15 protein-coding genes are annotated in these 16,001 nt (G+C 65.8%); 6 read left to right on the top strand and 9 right to left on the bottom strand.

Annotated features, from left to right (window positions below):
• Positions 1-18 precede the first annotated feature (18 nt).
• Together JOF56_RS32185 and JOF56_RS32180 are read right to left on the bottom strand one after the other, a co-directional pair.
• A complete protein-coding gene (locus JOF56_RS32185; RefSeq protein WP_209643213.1) occupies positions 19-957 on the bottom strand; it encodes a DNA polymerase domain-containing protein in 939 nt (312 codons plus the stop codon).
• 9 nt (positions 958-966) lie between these two features.
• Positions 967-1,890 carry a phosphotransferase gene (locus JOF56_RS32180; protein ID WP_209643212.1) on the bottom strand — a complete coding sequence of 308 codons (924 nt, stop codon included), beginning with the start codon at positions 1,888-1,890 and terminating at the stop codon, positions 967-969.
• A 74-nt stretch (positions 1,891-1,964) separates the two neighbouring features.
• Here JOF56_RS32180 and JOF56_RS32175 point away from each other — a divergent pair, with 74 nt between their 5' ends.
• The gene (locus JOF56_RS32175; RefSeq protein ID WP_209643211.1) at positions 1,965-2,774 is read left to right on the top strand and encodes an SAM-dependent methyltransferase; all 810 of its coding nucleotides are present in this window, start codon (positions 1,965-1,967) and stop codon (positions 2,772-2,774) included.
• On the opposite strand, the gene JOF56_RS32170 is transcribed toward JOF56_RS32175, so the two are convergent.
• Entirely contained in the window at positions 2,738-3,865 is a 1,128-nt protein-coding gene (locus JOF56_RS32170) for a trans-sulfuration enzyme family protein (RefSeq protein WP_209643210.1), read from the bottom strand. The genes JOF56_RS32175 and JOF56_RS32170 overlap by 37 nt on opposite strands.
• A gap of 58 nt (positions 3,866-3,923) precedes the next feature.
• Between JOF56_RS32170 and JOF56_RS32165 the strand changes: the two genes are divergently transcribed.
• Positions 3,924-4,406: an Lrp/AsnC family transcriptional regulator gene (locus JOF56_RS32165; protein WP_209643209.1), complete on the top strand. Its 483-nt coding sequence runs from the start codon at positions 3,924-3,926 to the stop codon at positions 4,404-4,406.
• Here the strand turns inward: JOF56_RS32165 and JOF56_RS32160 are convergent.
• The 4 genes from JOF56_RS32160 to JOF56_RS32145 form a co-directional block, all read right to left on the bottom strand.
• Positions 4,391-6,382, bottom strand: coding sequence for an ABC transporter ATP-binding protein (locus JOF56_RS32160; protein ID WP_245380323.1), 1,992 nt, complete (start codon positions 6,380-6,382; stop codon positions 4,391-4,393). The genes JOF56_RS32165 and JOF56_RS32160 overlap by 16 nt on opposite strands.
• A 23-nt stretch (positions 6,383-6,405) precedes the next feature.
• Positions 6,406-6,957, bottom strand: a complete 552-nt coding sequence (locus JOF56_RS32155) for a TetR/AcrR family transcriptional regulator (protein WP_209643208.1) — start codon at positions 6,955-6,957, stop codon at positions 6,406-6,408.
• 198 nt (positions 6,958-7,155) lie between these two features.
• Positions 7,156-8,466 (bottom strand): RNA polymerase sigma factor, encoded by a 1,311-nt coding sequence (locus tag JOF56_RS32150; RefSeq protein WP_307855353.1) that lies wholly within the window; start codon positions 8,464-8,466, stop codon positions 7,156-7,158.
• Complete coding sequence (locus JOF56_RS32145) at positions 8,439-8,858, bottom strand: YciI family protein (RefSeq protein WP_209643207.1); 420 nt, start codon at positions 8,856-8,858, stop codon at positions 8,439-8,441. The genes JOF56_RS32150 and JOF56_RS32145 overlap by 28 nt, the downstream gene beginning before the upstream one ends.
• Positions 8,859-9,005: 147 nt before the next feature.
• Here JOF56_RS32145 and JOF56_RS32140 point away from each other — a divergent pair, with 147 nt between their 5' ends.
• Both JOF56_RS32140 and JOF56_RS32135 read left to right on the top strand, forming a co-directional pair.
• Complete coding sequence (locus JOF56_RS32140; RefSeq protein ID WP_209643206.1) at positions 9,006-9,335, top strand: hypothetical protein; 330 nt, start codon at positions 9,006-9,008, stop codon at positions 9,333-9,335.
• Positions 9,313-10,749: a CATRA conflict system CASPASE/TPR repeat-associated protein gene (locus JOF56_RS32135; RefSeq protein WP_209643205.1), complete on the top strand. Its 1,437-nt coding sequence runs from the start codon at positions 9,313-9,315 to the stop codon at positions 10,747-10,749. The genes JOF56_RS32140 and JOF56_RS32135 overlap by 23 nt, the downstream gene beginning before the upstream one ends.
• On the opposite strand, the gene JOF56_RS32130 is transcribed toward JOF56_RS32135, so the two are convergent.
• Complete coding sequence (locus JOF56_RS32130; RefSeq protein ID WP_209643204.1) at positions 10,735-13,299, bottom strand: tetratricopeptide repeat protein; 2,565 nt, start codon at positions 13,297-13,299, stop codon at positions 10,735-10,737. The two genes, JOF56_RS32135 and JOF56_RS32130, sit on opposite strands and share 15 nt — an antisense overlap.
• Before the next feature lie 415 nt (positions 13,300-13,714).
• On the opposite strand from JOF56_RS32130, the gene JOF56_RS32125 reads away from it, so the two are divergent.
• A complete protein-coding gene (locus JOF56_RS32125) occupies positions 13,715-14,089 on the top strand; it encodes a hypothetical protein (protein ID WP_209643203.1) in 375 nt (124 codons plus the stop codon).
• A gap of 86 nt (positions 14,090-14,175) precedes the next feature.
• A complete protein-coding gene (locus tag JOF56_RS32120; RefSeq protein ID WP_209643202.1) occupies positions 14,176-14,568 on the top strand; it encodes a roadblock/LC7 domain-containing protein in 393 nt (130 codons plus the stop codon).
• A 68-nt stretch (positions 14,569-14,636) separates the two neighbouring features.
• Here the strand turns inward: JOF56_RS32120 and JOF56_RS32115 are convergent, their stop codons facing one another.
• On the bottom strand, positions 14,637-15,947 hold the full coding sequence (locus tag JOF56_RS32115; RefSeq protein WP_209643201.1) for an FAD-binding oxidoreductase: 1,311 nt from the start codon (positions 15,945-15,947) through the stop codon (positions 14,637-14,639).
• Between the last annotated feature and the right edge of the window lie 54 nt (positions 15,948-16,001).

Here is a 16,001-nt window from a genome sequence, read left to right as displayed (position 1 = left end):
CGTTCGTGAACCCCGCGCCTAGTGCGCTCGTTTGGCCCGGGCTCGCCGCTTTCCTTCGTGCATCGCCTGCACCCGTGCGATCGGAATGGTGTGGCCTTGCTCGATCAGGTCCGCCGGCAACTGTTGCGGCTCAGGCATGTTCTCAGTCCACGGATCACGGCCGGCCAGCAGCCCGGCCGCATTGTGCACAGTGAAATCCCTGGGCTTGACCGATTCCAGCTCGTCCCAGCCGACCGGGAACGACACCGGCAGGCCAGGCCGCAGCCGAGGGCTGTACGCGGCGACGACGGTGGCCCCACCGGCCCGGGTCGAATCGAGGAAAACCTTGCCACCACGGTCATCACGGATGAACGCGGTGGTCGCCAGATCCGGGTCGATCCGCTCGGCGCGGGCCGCGACGGCACGCGTGGCCGCCGCGACATCCTCGATCCCGTGCTCGGCCAGCGGCACGAAAATGTGCACACCTTTGGCGCCGCTGGTCTTCACCGCGCCCCGCAGCCCGCAGTCGGCCAGCGCCTGGCGAACCAGGTGCGCGGCCCGCACCACGATCCGGAAATCCTCCCCTTCCGGCGGATCGAGGTCCAGCACCAGATGGGTCGGATGATTCCACCCGGCCGGAATCAACGCCGGGTGGTATTCGACCGCACGCTGGTTGCCGAACCACAGCAAAGTCCTGCGGTCGTCGCACAACGCGTACGACACCTCACGTTTTGACGATTCGGCCCAGAGTTTCACCGTCCGCACAAAGGACGGCGTGTACTTGGGGACGTTCTTCTGCATGAACGGGTCCTGGCCGCGCAGGATCCGGATCACCGACAACGGCCGGCCGGTGAGTACCGGGAGGATCTGCGCGCTGACCGCGTCGAGGTAGTCGACCAGGTCGCGTTTGGTCGCGCCCTCGAACACCTGCTGGTCGAGATTGCTCAGCGACACACCTTCGCGCTCGTCACCGCTCATCGCCCTACCCTATGACCATTTGTCGCGCAATACCGCCTGCAAAGTCTCAAAGGGCTGCGTGTCGAACTTGCCCGGCCCGTCAGCGGCGGCGAGAACGCGTTCCCAGACCAGTGCCCGCGCGATCATGCCGACCTGGCACGCCAGCTCCATCTGCGCCACCAGCTCCTTGTGCGGCGCCAGATCGCTGAACGCCTCGAGGTAGGCGTCCCGCAACCGGGTCCTGATCGGGTCGTCGGCGGCGAAGCCATGTATCCACGTCATGCCGTTCAGGCCGATGATCATGCTGGCGAACGGATGGGCCACGACGCTGTCGCCCCAGTCGTAGAACCTCGCCCTGTCACCGTGCAGGAATACGTTCTTGGTGTGCAGGTCGTTGTGATCAAGGCTGGCCGGGATCGGCGAGGCAGCGAGTTGCTCGCACCATTCGGCGACGACATCACGCCGCGCAGCGATCTTCTGCAGGTTTTCGGTTCCTTCTCGTCGGCCGACTGCCGCCACGGCCTCGTCGAAACGCTGCAGCATGATCGGCGGACGCATGTCGACGACGCCTGCGTCCAGCAGGTTTTCCACGTGCGGCATGAGGTGGCGCTGCAGCTGCGCGTACTGCGGCAGGACGCGCAGCATGCCTTCGACCGGGTCGTTCCCGCTGGCCCACAGCGTGGACCCGCCGTCGGGCAGCAGCACCCATCCTCGTTCGACGTTCGTGGCGATCGGCCGCAGGATCCACTCCGGCGCGAGCTTCTCCAGCAGTTCGTACAGCGCGACTTCGAAGACCGTCTGCGGGCCGGGCACTTTCATCCACACCGTGCCGGCCGAAGTCTCGGCGCTCAGGACTGTTCCCCACGGCCGCACACGCGCATGCGTTACGTCACCAGTGCGTTTGATGCCCGCACGGCCTAGTTGTTCGTCCAGCCAGCCGAGTTCCGCGCTCACCCCGCGAAGTCTTCCAGTTGATCTTCATTCCGGCCGCCTGATTACAGATTGGTCTGAACCGTTACGCTACGGACATGGCCCTGAACCTGCCGGAGATCGACCCGACCGTGCCGAGCATCGCTCGCGTGTACGACGCATTCCTTGGCGGCAAAGACCATTACGAGGTCGACCGGCAGGTCTACCAGCAGGTTATGCAGATCGCACCGGATTCGGTGCGCACCGGCCGGGAGTGCCGGGCGTGGCTGATCCGGGTGGCCCGGTTCCTGGCCGCCGGCGCGCATGTCGACCAGTTCCTCGACCTCGGGTCCGGTCTGCCGACCGCCGAGAACACCCACCAGGCCGTGCAGCGCATCAACCCCGAGGCCCAGGTCGTGTACGTGGACAACGACCCGATGGTCGCCGCGCACGGCCGCGCTCTGCTCGAGGAGAACGACCGCACCCACTTCGCCGTCGGTGACCTGCGTAAACCCGAAGAGCTGCTGCAGGATCCGACGGTTGGCAAATACCTGGACTTCAGTCGCCCGATCGGCCTGATCCAGAGCAACACGCTGCACCACGTCGCCGACGAGTTCGACCCGGCGGGCACGATGACGCAGTACATCGACGCGCTGGCACCAGGTTCCTACGTGGCCATCTCGCACCTGCACATGCCGACCGAGGGCCCGCTCCAGCAGAAGGCCGAGGAACTCCAGGCCACGTTCATGGCGATGATGGGTACTTGCAAGTTCCGCACGCGCGACGAGATCACCTCCTTCTTCCCTGGTCTGGAGATGGTCGAGCCCGGGCTGACGTACCTGTTCGACTGGTGGCCTGACGGCCCTCGGGTCACGCCACCAGCCGACGGCGACTACCTGTTGCTCGGCGGGGTCGGCCGCAAGGACTGATCCAGGTCCGCCCACAGGTCGTCGACATCCTCCAGGCCCACCGACACCCGCAACACGTCGTCATTGATGCCTGCCTCATGACGGTCGTTGTCAGCCATGACGCGGTGTGTGAGCGACGCAGGGTGCTGAATGAGCGTGTCGACGGTGCCTAGGCTGACCGCAGGCGTGATGAGCCGTACGGCGTTGATTACGTCCGTCGCGTTGCTTGTCTCGAACGACACAAGCGCGCCGTCGCCCGGGTAGTGCACCTTGTTGACGCGCGGGTGCTCCGCGAGCCGCCTGGCGAGTTCAGCGGCGGTCGCCGAGGCGGCCTTGATCCGGACTGGGAGCGTGGACAGGCCGCGTAGCAACAGATAGCCCGCGAGGGGATGCATGATGCCTCCGGTCGCTATCCGGACCTGCCGCAGCTTTCGGGCCATCTGCTCGTCACATGCGACGACACCGCCCATGACGTCGCCGTGACCGCCGAGGAACTTCGTGGCACTGTGCAGTACCAGCTGCGCGCCCTGTTCGGCCGGGCGTCTGAGCACAGGGGTCGCGAACGTGTTGTCGACCAGCAGCGGGACATCGCCGCAGGCCACTGCCAGCTCTTTCAGGTCGATCTCGGTCAGCATCGGGTTGGTGAAGGTCTCCACCATCACCAGGCCGGTGTCCGCGGTGATCGCCACGGCGACGTCGTCCACTGTGGACGCCCAGGTCACCGAGGTGCCCAGCAGCCCGGCGTCCAGCATGTGATCGCTGGTGCCGTACATCGGCCGGACACCGACGACGTGCGGCTTGCCGTCCGTCACCGCGGCCAGCAGACAGGCGGACATCGCGGCCATGCCGGTCGCGAAGGCGACCGCGGCCTCACATCCCTCGAGCGCGGCCAGCGCGGTCTCGAACCGCTGGACCGTCGGATTGCCGATCCGGCCGTAGACCGGCATGCCTTCCGGCTGCTCACCGGTGGCGAACGCGTCGAGGCGGGTGGCCTCCAGCCGGCTGTCCCGCGCCGGGTAGGTGGTGGACAGATCGAGCGGAACCGCGTGGATGCCCAGGTCAGTGAGGTCTTCCCGGCCCGCGTGCACGGCACGTGTGCTGAATGCTGTCATGCCGTGAGAGTGGGTGAATACCGGGCAGTTCGCGAAATTTCCGTGATACGTTCGACAAATGGCCGATTCTGTGGACGTTGATCCGGTTGATCTTGAGATTCTGCGGCTTCTGCAGAACGATTCCCGGATCACCAACCGGGCGCTGGCCGCCGCGGCGGGCGTGGCCCCGTCGACCTGCCTCGACCGCGTTGCCCGGCTGCGGCAGGCAGGCGTGATCGTCGGGTACACCGTCCAGCTCGACCCGGTCGCGCTAGGCCACCCGCTGTCGGCCTTCCTCGCGATCCGGATCGGCCGGCACAACCGTGAGCTCGTCGACCGGTTCGTCGCGAGCGTGCTGGCGCGTCCCCAGGTCCGGGCGCTGTACCACGTCGCCGGACCTGAGGACTACCTCGTGCACGTCGTCGCCTCGGACGTCGCCGACCTGCAGTCGCTCGTGCTGGACGGGTTCACCACCCGGGCCGAGGTGACGTCGGTCCGGACCATGCTGGTGTTCCAGAGCTGGGACGGCGGGCCGCTGTTGCCTGCTCAGGCGTCCAGGTAGGCCGCGGCCTGGAGGGTGAAGAGCTCCGCGTAGCCCGCGTCCAGCGTCATCAGTTCGTCGTGCGTACCGGCTTCCACCAGTTTCCCGTGTTCCAGCAACAAAATCCGGTCGGCCTGCCGGACCGTGGAGAACCGGTGCGAGATGTACAGCGTGGTCTTGCCTTCCGCGAGCTGCCGCAGCCGGACGAACAGGTCGTGTTCGGCCTGGGCGTCGAGGGCCGAGGTCGGCTCGTCGAGGATGAGGATCGGCACGTCCCGCATGAAAGCCCTGGCCAGCGCGATCTTCTGCCACTCGCCGCCGGACAGGCTGACGCCCTCGTCGAACCACCGGCCCAGCGGGCTGTCGTATCCCCTTGGCAGCCTTGCGACCCGCTCGTCGATACCAGCCTTGGCCGCGGCGCCCTCGATCTTCGGCCGGTCGGTCAGGCTGCCGAGGTCGCCCAGCCCGATGTTCTCCGACGCGGTGGCCTGGTAGCTGACGTGATCCTGGAACATCGCGCTGATCCGGGTCTGCAGCTCGTCCGGGTCCAGTGTGCGGATGTCCACGCCGTCAAGCAGAATCCTTCCCGCACTGGGGTCGTAAAGGCGGCACAGCAGTTTGAACAACGTGGACTTTCCAGCGCCGTTCCTGCCGACGACCGCGACCGTTTCCCCCGGCCGGATCTCGAAGCTCACATCATGCAGCGCGGGTTCGTCCGCACCGGGATAGGCGAAGGAGACATGGTCGAACTCGATGTGGCCCCGCATCGGCGACGGAAGCGGCTGGGGTTTCTCCGGTTTCGCGATCTCCGGCTTGGTTTCCAGGAAACGGTAGAGCGTGTCCAGATACAGGTTGTTCTCGTACATTCCGGCGAACCCGCCGAAGAGGCCACCGACCGAGGACTGCACCGAGGCCGCGGCGGCCGTGTAGAGCGCGAGATCACCCAGCGTCAATTCGCCCTGCACTGCTTTGAGAGCGATGTACAGGTAGATCGCCGAGCCCGCGATCGTGCTCAGCATTCCCCATGCCGTACCGGCGATGTTGCGTTTGCGGATGAGTTTGCGCTGCCGGTCGTAGTAGACCTGGCCGAGCTTCCCGAACCGGTCGACCATGTACGGGCCGAGGCCGAAAAGCTTGACCTCCTTGGCGTACGTGTCCGTCGTGACCAACGTGGACAGGTAGTCCATCCGGCGCCGGATGGGCGAGACGATGTAGTTGAGCATGAACGACCGGGCGCCGTACTTCGACTGCGAGATGAACGCGGGCACCGGCGCGAGCAGCGCGACCACGGCCAGCAACGGGCTGACCGTGATCAGGAGCGCGATCATGCTGGTGAACGTGATCGCCATCCGGACCAGGCCGAGCGCGGAGCTCATCATCGACATCGGCCGCATCGGCGCTTCCCGATCGGCCTGCCGCAGCAGGTCGTAGGACGCGGAATCCTCGAAGAACCCCAGATGAAGCTCGCTCGCGTGCGACATCACCTTGTGCCGGATGGTCAACACCATGCGCTCTTGTAACAGCTGCTGGCTCAGGGTGGTCAGCATCGTGGTGATCGCGGTGAGAACAAACACCACCAGCTGAATCCCGGCAATACCAACGATCTTCGTCATGGACCCGACCGTGAAATCACCGATCACCGGAACGTGTAACACAGTAAGGTCGGGACGCGCGCTAGCGTGAATCTGAATGGCCTCGACAACAGCGTCCATCAGAATCTTCGCCACATAAGCGGTCGCGGTCGGCAGAAGTCCACTCACGACAGTCGCCGCAATGATCAGGACGGTCAACGGCCTGCTGGCCGCCCACGTCAACTGGAAAACTCGGGGAAGCGCCCGAACCGTGCCACTGAGCGATTCCATGAACCGGTTCCACCGGGACCGCAGATCCTTCGGCCGGTCCTCCGGCGCCGGATCCGGAATCTCCACTGGACCCGTCAGCCCACTGTCGGCCACCGAACTGGGCGCCCGGCGATTGCGCCGCCTGCGCAACATCATCTGCTCGAAACCGCCGCCAGGCATCATTTGACGGCCCCATGCAGCAGAACATCGATGACATCCTCGGTCCTGGGCTTGTCATCGCCCATCCGGCCCCGCATCAACAGCAGCCCGGAGAACATCCCCGCCAGCTGCTCAGGCGGCACCCGCAGAGAATCCCGCTCCGGCTCAAAAAGATCGGCAATGGCCTCCCGCACCGGATCCATCGACCGGCTCCGCTGCCTGCGGCCGCCCTCTCCCCTGGATCGCTTGAACCCAGAAGCATGCAACGCCCCGAACAACGCCCCCATCCTCTCCAGGTGTGCCGAAAGCGCCTCCGCCGCCTCCCCCAGCCGCTCAGCCAACGGAAGATCCAACGGAATCGCCGCGATCGCATCCATCGCATGATCAGGCCGCACAGCCTCGGCGACACAGGCCTCCAGCAGCTCATCCTTGTCAGCGAACGCCCGGAAGACCGTCGCCTCCCCAATACCGGCAGCCCGCGCGATCTGACTCGTCGTCACAGCCGCCCCATGCTCAACCACCAACGGAAGCACCGCATGCACGATCATCTCCCGCCGCTTCTCCGGACTCATCCCCGGAGCCCTCCGCCTGCTCTCAGTACTCACCCCACCAGTCTGCGGAGTGAGCGCTCACTCCGTCAACCCGACAAGGAAGCCCCATGCCCCCGCTGGAACAAAACCTGAAGGACTGAAAAAATTCTCTTCTCTTCCGTTCCCACGACGCTAACGCGCTGGAACGTAACCAACAGCGCTAACGCAGGCTTGGGTGCTTCACGTCTCTGGCGCCTTGGGTTGGGAGTGGTTCAGGGCTGCTAGTTTTTGTTCCAGGACTGTTCGTTCTCGGTCGTTGGCGCAGAGGGTTATTGCTTTTTTTAGTTCGGTCTGGGCTTCGGGTTTTCGGTTGAGGCGGGTCAGGAGTTCGCCGCGGACGCTGGGTAGCAGGTGGGAGTTTTTCAGGGATTCGGATTTTTCCAGGTGGTCTACTATTTTCAGGGCTTCGGCTGGGCCTTGGGCCATGGAGACCGCTACCGCCCGGTTCAGGTCTATTATCGGGGAGGGGGCCAGTTTGCCGAGGGCTTCGTAGAGGGTTACCACGCGGTCCCAGTTTGTTTCGTTTACTGAGGGGGCGAGGGCGTGGCATTCGGCTATCGCTGCCTGGAGGCCGTAATAGGCTAGGCCTCGGCCTATTTTTGTTGCGCGGGTGAGGGCTGCGCGGCCGCGGACGATTGCTGAGCGGTCCCAGCGGCGGCGGTCCTGGTCTTCCAGGAGGATCGGTTCGCCGTCTGGGCCTGTGCGGGCCGGGAAGCGTGCCGCTGTCAGCTCCAGCAGTGCCAGCAGGCCGTGGACCTCGGGTTCGTCGGGCATCAGGCGGGCCAGTACCCGGGCGAGGCGCTGCGCCTCTCCGGCCAGGTCGAGGCGGATCAGGTTGTCGCCGGAGCTGGCTGAGGAACCTTCGGTGAAGATCACGTAGACCACGCTGAGCACTGAGCCCAGGCGTTGGGCCCTTTGCCCGGGAGGCGGCACCTCGAAGGGTATGTCGGCTGCTCCGAGGCTCTTCTTCGCGCGGGTGATCCTGGCCTGGACGGTCGCGGTCGGCACCAGGAATGCCTTGGCGATCTCGTCGCTTGTCAGACCGCCGACGACTCGCAGAGTCAGGGCGACCCGGGCCTCCGGTGAGAGCACCGGATGGCAGGAGATGAACATCAACGCCAGAACGTCGTCGTCGATCTGGTCCGGGTCCCACTCCACGTCCTCGGCCGGTGGGGTGCCCAGCAGGACGCCGCCTTCACCCAGGTCGTGGGCGAGGGCGGCGTACTTCTCGTCGCGGGCGGCGCGCCGACGGAACGCGTCGATCGCGCGGCGTTTGCCGACGGTGAGCAACCAGCCTGAGGGGTTACGGGGCACGCCGTCGCGCGGCCATGTCACGAGCGCCTCGGCGAGTGCCTCCTGCGCGAGGTCCTCGGCCAGTGCGAAGTCGTTGGTGTACCGCGCGAGCGCACCGACGACTCGCGCGGATTCGATCCGCCAGACGGCGGCGACAGCCTCACGTCCGGTCAGAGCTGACCGGTCGCCTCCCGCCACTCCCGCTCCTTCTTGATCCACTCGTTGTCCTGAGGGAACTCGTCGATCGTGGTGACCCGGCGGATCTCGGTCTTGAAGCCAGGCCCGGTCATCGGCGAACGCTTGGCCCACTCGACCGCCTCCTGCATGGACGCCACATTCAGAATGTAGAACCCGCCGAACAGCTCCTTCGTCTCACCGTACGGCCCGTCGGTGACCACCGGCGGCTCAGCCGAGTAGTCGACGACAACGCCCTCGGTGGCGGCGTCGAGTCCTTCGGCGGCGATCAGCACGCCGGCGTCGATCATCTCCTGGTTGTACTTGCCGATCGTCTCGATCATCTCGTTGAAGTCGATCTCCCCCATGCTCGCGAAGCCCTCGTCGGTCGCGCGCATGATCAGCATGTACTTCATCGTCTTGTCTCCTGGACATCTCCGGGTCCCTCTCGGACCCGCTCGCCCACAGGTCGAACGGGCAACGCCCCGGATCGACACCGAGGGCGAAACTTTTCCGAGAGAATTTTCCGGCAGCGTACGACACCGGCACTACGCTGTGTCGTCGTGGTGACCGAACCCCCGCTGACCGGTGATGACGCGGAACATCTCGTGACCCTGCCGGCACGACTGCGCCGCAGCCGGCTGGCCACACAGGAATGGGCCGTGGTGGCAGCCGCACTGGCCCGGCTACACGGGAAACTCGTCTCGGGCGCCTCGAACCGGGATGTGCTCCGCGCCCTCTACGCGCTCGACGACATGCTCGAGGTGCGGGTCCGGACCGAGCCTGGTGGTCTGGCATCGGCCGAGCCGCCCGACGACGTCGCTCATCTGGTGCATGAGGTCGAGATGGCAGCGCGGGAACGGACTCAGGGTGTCCCGGCCACAGATCAGTAGTCCGGCGCTGGTGATCTACTCCTTTGTGGCCCTCGACGACGAAGCCCGGCAAGGCTGGGCCTATCTGGACCGGTTGTGGACGGCCTGCCGGGCAGTGGGTCCGGCGACTGAGCCGATGTTGGGGATCACGGCACCCGAGAACCTGCCGGACGTGCCCAGCGGTTCGGGTCCATTCCGGATCGTGGCCTCGGCTCGCCGCGCCACCGCGGGGCCGGTGCGGTCGATGTTCGTGTTCACCGAACACGGCACCGCCGGCCTGATCGCCGCGATGTCATCGGACGAAAGCTGGGACACCGTCGTGGACGAGTGGACGGCGGCGGCGCCGGAAACCGGCCGGAGCGTCCTCGGCGAATACACGATATTGCTGGGACACAGCCCTGATCCGCAGGCCTTGGGTCCTGCGGGCGCCGGCCTCGCACGCCGTCTGGGCGCGACCGCGGTACTCCCGGCTGCCAGCAAAGGACCAAGTGGCTCGTTACTGTGGGACTTGCCGTCCGACAACGAGAACCGGCACACATTCATCGTGGCCGCCCCCACGACCACAGAGACACAGATAGACGAGTGGGTGTGGGCGACCGAAGGGCACCAGGGGCTGGGGAAGCTGGCCCGGTACTGCCTCAACATCGCCCGTGCCCGTCACCAACGCCGGGTTCACGAAGCCCTCAAGCCGGTCAGCGAACTCGTCGCCGAGACGGACAAAGTCACCTCGGCACTGGTGACTCACCTCAGTACAGACACGGCACAATTGCTCGCCGCCGACAATCAGGTGCAACAGCTCCAAATCGCGGAATCCGGGTTGTTGTGGCGGCTGACGCGAACCCAGGAAATGACAGCGACCGTACGAGCTCTCCTCGCGAACACCCGGCGGAACCGTCCTACCGAGGACGGGATGTTCGCCCGCGACGACGCCGAACTCACGTGGTTCGCAGACCAACTCGACCGCGAAGCCGAATACCTTGACGCGCTGGCACGCCGAGCCAACGCCGCCCAAACAGCGTCCGCGAACGCGGTCACCAGGCTGCTGACCCGCCGACGAGAACGCCTCACCTTGGTGCAGACGTCCATACTGGGCGCTCTGCTGATGGCGTTGGCGGCGATCCAGGCGTTTCAGTACACAGTGCCGATGGACCCGGTACTCAAAGGCCCATTGACCACAACGCTTGCCTGCGCGGCGTTCGGCCTGCCGTTCCTGGTCGCACGGTGGAGCGGAGTGATCCCGCGATCGGAGTCCTACCGGTGGCCTGACCTGCTGGCCGCGCTGGCGTTCGGCGGCTCGCTTGGCTGGCTGCTCAACACCATCGGCTGGCTGGCACACTATCCGGCTCCACTGTGGGCGACGCTCATCGCGGTCGTGCTCGGCGCGAGCCTGCTCGCCGTCCCGACCTGGCGGCGAATCCGGTCAGCTGCCCAGTGAAGTGGTGATCAACCCGGCCCAGGCCAGCGGGCTGACGTCACTCAGCATGTGATGACCGGCCCGCTGCGCCCGGTTGATGAGCAGCGACAGTGCTGTTTGACCGTCCGACTCGCGGTAGACCCGTGACAACAGCAGTCCTGTCCGTTCGTCGGGCAACGCCCAAGATCCTGTAGCCACGGTGTGTGCCCCGGACGACAGGAACAACGCTAGAGCGCCCGTCGCGTCAGTCCCCGCGTCGATGCCGGAGTAACACGCTGCCGCTACGACATTCGGCGGAATACGGCTACGCATGAGCGACACCACGCTCAAGTCGTTGCGCGGCAGGTGGAACCGGTAGTCCAACCCGGCTCCGGACCCGTGCGTGGACAGCACGAGCAGGTCGAACTCCTGCCGTTGCAGCATTGCCAGCAGCTCGGCCGGATCGTCCACCTCGGTCAGCTGAACCTCGCCGCTCGCGTGCAACTCACGCAGTGTTTCCCGCTCACGGACGCTCCCGGCCAGCTTTTCCTCGAAACATCCCAGCACACGGGCCGGTTTTCGTAGTCCATGCACAGGCTTCTCATCCACCAGGCGGAGCAACGGAAGCCGGTTGACCACGACGTGATCCGCGACGACCGTGTCCTCGCCCACCGGCAACGCCGCGACGGGCAGATTCCGCAGTACCCCATCGGTGCACGCGATCAGTTCCGAGGCGTCGCCGGCAAGCCACTCCCGCAGCCGGGCGGGCAACAGCACGTCCGACAGTTCGTCCCGCACCGCCTCCCACGCCTGCGCGAACGCCGTCCGGCGGGCGAGATCCGCTGTCACCTGGCCCGTCGCGAGGTCCCGCACCATGCCTGACGCCTCAGCCGAGAGCTGGAAGCCCCGCACGGCAGGGGATTCACCCGGGATCATCCACACGACAACGCCCGACAACATCGTCGAGTCCTCAGTGGTGGTGATGGACAGCAGGCCGCGGTCGCCGCACGCCCGAACGATCCGTTCCCCGTCGACAGGCGTGGGCACGTAGCTGCGGGCGAAACCCTCACCGACTGCCCGCGCCAGCTTGGCGCGCAGTTCGGTCAGACGGGCGTCGGCTTGCTCCTCTCGCCGCGCACGCCCAGGAAACGCGTCCGGCATGGACACCACAGGCGGCGGCTCCGCGAGCGCGTCCCGCAGGGCATCGATCTGGCTGACCAGGTCCTGCAGATCATCAGGCAGGGAAACATGGTTGGCGCGCAACATCCCGGCGAGCGTGTCCTCGCGCCAGGTCTCCATGACCTCCAACGCGACGAGCCCTGCGTCCGGCACGTTGCAACGGGCCGCATTGGTCACGACCGCAAGGCATGTGGCTTTCTGGTCAACGTCACCGGTCAGAAACTGAGTACGAGTTGTACTGGTGCCCACCCCGGCGCTGATGGCGCCGTAACCACGTATCGCGCGTCGGATGTGTTGCAGCGCACCGGCCGCGTCGTCGAGCTTGTGGCTCACAGAGGCCGCAAGCAGCGTTGTGTGGAACGCGGTGATGGGCTGGTTGAGTTCTTCCAACTGTGGCAGGAGATCCGTCAGGCAGGCCATCGCTTCGGGCAGCTTGCCGTTGGCGGCGAGAGCCTGCGCGTAGGTGTGCATGCCGCTGAACGTCATCGCTGAGGTCCTGGCGTGCACGGATCTCAGCTCAGTCGCCAACTCCAGCGCCTGCTCGTTGCGGCCGAGGAACAACGCGACAGCCGTGTGGGCACTCACGACCTCGACGAGCAGATCGGGCATTTCCGCCTGCGTCACGGCTTCACGTGCCTGGCCGAAGCCTTCGTCGATATCGTTGTCGTTGCCCGCGAGAACCTGCAACTGGGCCGACTCGATGCCCAGCCGGACCAGAGACGTGATCACAGCGCTGCGGTGCGTGTCGCCGAAGTCGACCGCGTCAACCGATTCCAGCGCGACCTCAAGGCTGCGTGCAGCCTCGTCTTTGTCGTTGACCATACGCATCAGCCACGACCGCAACTGCAGGCCGCACAGCAGGACCTGTCCGTCCTTGTCCCGCCAGGCGGAGTTGACGAGCTCGTCGCACTGCTTGGTGGCCTCGGCGATGTGGCCGCTACGGCCCATGATGTCGGCGATCCCGAGCATCGACTGCCGTCGGTAGTGGGCCAGCTTGCCCATCGCACCGAACAACTGGATCCCGGGAATCCGGGACGCCTGGTCGACCGCGGCGATGGCCCGGCCGTAGGCGGCGATCGCGTCATCGGTCCGCATCTGCAGGTCGTGCAGCATCGCCTGCTGCTGCTCCAACTGCCACCAGATGATGGCGTTCGCCTCGGAACGATCACGCTCAGCAGCCGGCCGGGCAGCCGTCCGCAGAACCCGCCCGGCCTCATCGAGATCACCCAGAGCGGTATAAGCCCTGCTCTGAACTATCGCGGCATAGGCCTCATCCATGTACCGCCGATTCTCCTGCGCAAGAACCGCCGCGTCACGCGCCAACTCCACCGCACGCGCATAGTCACCAGCGTCGAATGTGGCCGACGCGGCCTCGACACCACGCCTGACCTTCCTGCCGGAGAACAACTTCATAGCGACGCTGTCGCAGCACGCCGGTTCGCCGTTACGACAGTGCCGCCTTGACCGCAGCGGTGTCAGCGGTGTCATCCGATGTCTCGACCAATGTCCGGCCCGTGCATAGGCTCAACCCATCATTCCGGCAATCGGCGATGGCGAGGTGTTCGGCAGACCCTTTCCGGCTGCCAATGGACAACCCCGCCGGGCCGCCATGTCCGAAATGAGCCCCGTACATTTCACACATTACAATTAGCCCGTTAATAGCACACCCGTACATTACGCCGAACGGCCTACCCATGTTACTCCGACAGGACGTGTACACGCACGTCACAGCCACATAGGGTCGGTGACCTCCGTGCTTGAAGTACGGACCTGATCGACCCATCCGCGACTGCCACTATCGAAAAGCAAGAAGGAAAAAACAGGCGTAATGAATATCGATACGGCACTAAAAGAAGCGATGTCCATTGCCGGCGCACTCGGCGTCGCGTTAGTCGACTACGACAGCGGAATGTCACTCGGCCGGATCGGCGGTGGCGACTGGCTGGACCTGGAGGTCGCCGCGGCGGGCAACACCGAGGTGGTCCGGTCGAAACTGCGTGTCATGTCGGCACTGGGGCTCGACGACGACATCGAGGACATCCTGATCACGCTGCACCAGCAGTACCACCTGATCAGGCTGCTGAGCGGGACCAAGCAGAAGAAGTCCACGCTCTTCCTCTACCTGGTGCTCGACCGGGAACGCGCGAACCTGGCACTGGCCCGGCACTACCTCAAGCGCATCGAAGCCGACCTGCTCGTATGAGTGAGACGGAAACGCCGTTTCAAGGCAACCTGAGACTCCCGACGCGCAGGCACACAGCCACGAAACGGATCCCGCCACCTGCACCCATGACGCCGAAACCGATCACGGGCGTGACAGTCACGCGTGAGAAGCTGCAGTACATCCACGGCCGCGTCAACCACGTCAACGGACTGCTGGTGGCAACCCGCGACGGTCTGCTGCTGTCGAGCTACACCCGCGACCTGGACGCGGAAAGTGTCTCAGCGATGGCCTCCGCGGCCATGGGCCTGGCTATCCAGTTCACCGGCCAGGCCAAGGTGGGGCACCCTCGCGCCACCATGTTCGAAGGCGCCGACGGGCACGTGTGCGTCTTCCCCATCGACGCCACAACCCTGCTGGTCGTTCTGGGTGCGAGGGACACGACCATGGGCCTCTTCAACGTCGCTGCCAAGCAGGCGCTGTCCCTGCTCAAGCAGTCGGACTTCGACGGCGAGCAATAAACCACGTCTGCCGCCGCGTCCTGCGACCAGCCATCCGGCCGGGCGAAGCGACGGCAGACGTGCTGTCCTCAACTGAGGACGGGAAAGTTGCTGCGGAGAACACCCGCGGGGTCGCGGTCACGCTTGAGTTCACGCAGCCGTGCTATGGCCGCACCGCTGAAAGCGTTCGCGGCACGTTCGCCTGGGACAAGGAACGTGAACGGCTTGCGGCCACTGGTGTACGGGCTGACAGCCGTCGCGATGTCGTGCTGCCGTCCGCGGACGGCAGCACCACCATCGGTGTTGCCTGGGATACCGAACATGTAGAGGGCGAACGGCTCGGACAGTCCGCCCGCCGCACTGTCCGACGGCTGGGCGAGAGCACCGCCGAGGTGCCGGAGCTGGACACTGAGCAGCGGCGCGATCGGTTCGGCCAGCAAGGTTTCGCACACGTCGTCCGGCAGGCCGGTCAGGAGTTCGGCACGGGACTGCCCTGGCCCCGGATCAGTGGGCTCGGCCGTGATGGAACCCAGTTCCGCCACGGGCAACATGCCCCGCGAGTCGGAGATCCGGCCGTCCACCTTGTCCAGAGCGCGAAGCAACGTCTCCGCTTCACCGCCGTCACCGAGGAAAGTGCAGTCGACGGCCACAAGCGGCGCGGCGCCAGGAAAGTGGAGCAGCTCGTACCAGGCGGTCAGCTCAGGCGGCGCCGAGTCGGTGATCTCGCGATACGCCGCCAGCGCCGCACGAGCCTTGTCAGCCGTCCACATGACACGCCCGCCATAGAGCTTCGGAGCCGGGTGCAGGTCGAACTCGATGGCAGTGACGATCGCGAAATCGCCGCCACCGCCTCGCAGGGCCCAGAACAGATCGGGATCCGATGCCGCGGTCACCCGGGACCGGACGCCGTCGGTGTCCACAATGTCGAAAGCCCGGACGCTGTCGGAGGCGAACCCGTGCTTGCGGCCGAACCAGCTCAGGCCGCCGCCGAGGGTGTAGCCGGTGACCGTGACCGCCGGGCTGCTTCCGGCGAGCCCAGTCAGGCCATAGGCGCTCGCGGCTGTCATGACCTGTCCCCATTTCACGCCGGCGCCAACACAGGCAAGCCGTTCCTGCGGCCGCACGTCGAGTTCGTCCAGGCGCGTGGTCCGCAGCAGAACCACGTCGTCGACATTGCCGGTGGCTCCGTGGCCGCTCGGCTGCGTCGCGATCGTCAGCCCCGCAAGCCGCGCATGCCGGACCAGAGCAGCGACGTCGTCGGCATCGGCCGCGTCCACCACGGCCCGCACCTGCTGGTCCACCGCGAGGTTCCACGGCCGGCGCGCGTTGTCGAAACCGTCATCGCCCGCTGTGAGCACTGTGCCCCGGACAACCTTGCGAAGTTCGTTCCCGATGTTCATGGCTTCACCCTGCCGACGGTCGGCTGGGATCGAGCTGGGGTCGAGCTGAGCGGG

Source organism: Kibdelosporangium banguiense, assembly GCF_017876405.1.
In the GTDB taxonomy this organism is placed as follows: Bacteria; Actinomycetota; Actinomycetes; order Mycobacteriales; family Pseudonocardiaceae; genus Kibdelosporangium; species Kibdelosporangium banguiense.
This window is presented reverse-complemented; position numbering and strand designations above follow the sequence as displayed.

Excerpts from the sequence above, each read along its gene's own strand:
- JOF56_RS32160 (WP_245380323.1), bottom strand. The coding sequence starts at position 6,382 with ATGATGTTGCGCAGGCGGCGCAATCGCCGGGCGCCCAGTTCGGTGGCC.
- JOF56_RS32120 (WP_209643202.1), top strand. The coding sequence starts at position 14,176 with ATGACGCCGAAACCGATCACGGGCGTGACAGTCACGCGTGAGAAGCTG.
- JOF56_RS32175 (WP_209643211.1), top strand. The coding sequence starts at position 1,965 with ATGGCCCTGAACCTGCCGGAGATCGACCCGACCGTGCCGAGCATCGCT.
- JOF56_RS32125 (WP_209643203.1), top strand. The coding sequence starts at position 13,715 with ATGAATATCGATACGGCACTAAAAGAAGCGATGTCCATTGCCGGCGCA.
- JOF56_RS32170 (WP_209643210.1), bottom strand. The coding sequence starts at position 3,865 with ATGACAGCATTCAGCACACGTGCCGTGCACGCGGGCCGGGAAGACCTC.
- JOF56_RS32130 (WP_209643204.1), bottom strand. The coding sequence starts at position 13,299 with ATGAAGTTGTTCTCCGGCAGGAAGGTCAGGCGTGGTGTCGAGGCCGCG.
- JOF56_RS32185 (WP_209643213.1), bottom strand. The coding sequence starts at position 957 with ATGAGCGGTGACGAGCGCGAAGGTGTGTCGCTGAGCAATCTCGACCAG.
- JOF56_RS32155 (WP_209643208.1), bottom strand. The coding sequence starts at position 6,957 with ATGAGTCCGGAGAAGCGGCGGGAGATGATCGTGCATGCGGTGCTTCCG.
- JOF56_RS32115 (WP_209643201.1), bottom strand. The coding sequence starts at position 15,947 with ATGAACATCGGGAACGAACTTCGCAAGGTTGTCCGGGGCACAGTGCTC.
- JOF56_RS32145 (WP_209643207.1), bottom strand. The coding sequence starts at position 8,858 with ATGAAGTACATGCTGATCATGCGCGCGACCGACGAGGGCTTCGCGAGC.
- JOF56_RS32165 (WP_209643209.1), top strand. The coding sequence starts at position 3,924 with ATGGCCGATTCTGTGGACGTTGATCCGGTTGATCTTGAGATTCTGCGG.